The organism is Acrocarpospora pleiomorpha, assembly GCF_009687885.1.
GTDB lineage: Bacteria > Actinomycetota > Actinomycetes > Streptosporangiales > Streptosporangiaceae > Acrocarpospora > Acrocarpospora pleiomorpha.
In genome coordinates this window covers 1-606 of the sequence record NZ_BLAF01000002.1, presented here as the reverse complement: position 1 = coordinate 606, position 606 = coordinate 1, and the positions used below count along the sequence as shown (strand labels likewise).

The 606-nt window shown below is 68.2% G+C and carries 1 protein-coding gene; it reads right to left on the bottom strand.

Going from position 1 to position 606, the window contains the following annotated elements; all coding sequences use genetic code 11:
* The coding region (locus Aple_RS00010; RefSeq protein WP_170321200.1) for a ketoacyl-synthetase C-terminal extension domain-containing protein at positions 1–606 on the bottom strand (606 nt) is incomplete at both ends.

The window sequence follows — 606 nt, the reverse complement described above, 5'->3', positions numbered from 1 at the left end:
ACCAGCGGCAGGGACCCGGCCCTGCGAACGGTCTTCTCCTTCCGAGGCTTCCGGGCCTTGTTCGAGGATCAGGTGAGCGTTGGTGCCGCTGAACCCGAACGACGACACACCCGCCCGGCGAGGGTGGCCGTTTCGCACCCACTCCACCGGCTCGGTCAGCAGCTCAACCACACCCGTGCCCCAGTCCACATGCGAGGACGGCGCATCCACATGCAACGTGCGCGGCGCCACACCCTCGCGCATCGCCATAACCATCTTGATCACACCCGCCACACCCGCGGCAGCCTGAGAGTGACCGATGTTCGACTTGATCGACCCCAGCAGCAGCGGCCGATCACGATCCTGACCATAGGCGGCCAGCAGGGCCTGGGCCTCGATCGGGTCGCCCAGCCGGGTGCCGGTGCCGTGCGCCTCGACCGCGTCCACCTCGGACGGGGACAGGCCGGCGTCGGCCAGCGCCTGGCGGATCACCCACTGCTGAGAGGGACCGTTCGGCGCGGTCAACCCGTTCGACGCACCGTCCTGGTTGATCGCTGAACCACGTATCACCGCCAGCACCTCATGGCCGTTACGGCGAGCGTCCGACAGCCGTTCCAGCACCACCAT